Annotated in this window: 1 protein-coding gene; it reads right to left on the bottom strand. The window is 44.4% G+C overall.

Features of this window, described 5'->3' with window-relative positions; translation table 11 throughout:
• Nucleotides 1-689 (bottom strand): mucin-binding protein (locus tag FC32_RS10685; RefSeq protein ID WP_420835862.1); only part of this gene is annotated, 689 nt, incomplete at both ends.

The raw sequence follows: 689 nt of genomic DNA on the forward strand, positions 1-689 counted from the left end.
AAGACATAACCCTTTTCTTCAAGTTCTTTGATCACATCAGCGGTGCTGTAGTTGATCGTTGAGCCTGATTCACCTGTAACTGTATCAACTTGGATCGTTTCGCCTGTTGTACTGTCAACATAAGTGATCGTCGCTGTTTGAGTTTGTGCTTCAGGAGTTACTGGTACATAAACTACCGGTGTATCTTCACCTGGGTTTTCTGGTGTCACACTTGGTACTTGTGGTACATAGCCAGGAACTTCTGGTACATCTGTGATGCCACCCTTAGTTGGATCACTTGGATCGTTGTTGTAGGTAGGTGTTTCTGCACCTGGAATTGGGTTGCCATCTGGGTCAACTGGTACGATCTTACCTAATTCTTTGTACACAACTGGAATTATAATATTTTCTTGCGTTACTGTTTGGGCTGTTACTTCAGCTGTGTCAGCATAGTAACCTGTAATCACTGGTGTCGTTACAGCATCGTAAGTTTCCTTATCTGATGTCCATTCGGTAGATGAAACTACTTCACCTGTAACCTTGTCAACTGTAACTGTCCGTGACCATGTTGCAGTTTGCACGTTATCTGCTGGTGTTTGGTCACCGGCACCACTGTATGTGACAGTTAACGTTACATCCTTGGATACTTCACCTGCTTCAGCTGGCCATTTTGGACCATCTGGATCGTTAGGGTTGATTGGATCACCTGG

The sequence above is a fragment of the Ligilactobacillus apodemi DSM 16634 = JCM 16172 genome (assembly GCF_001434405.1).
Classification (GTDB): Bacteria; Bacillota; Bacilli; order Lactobacillales; family Lactobacillaceae; genus Ligilactobacillus; species Ligilactobacillus apodemi.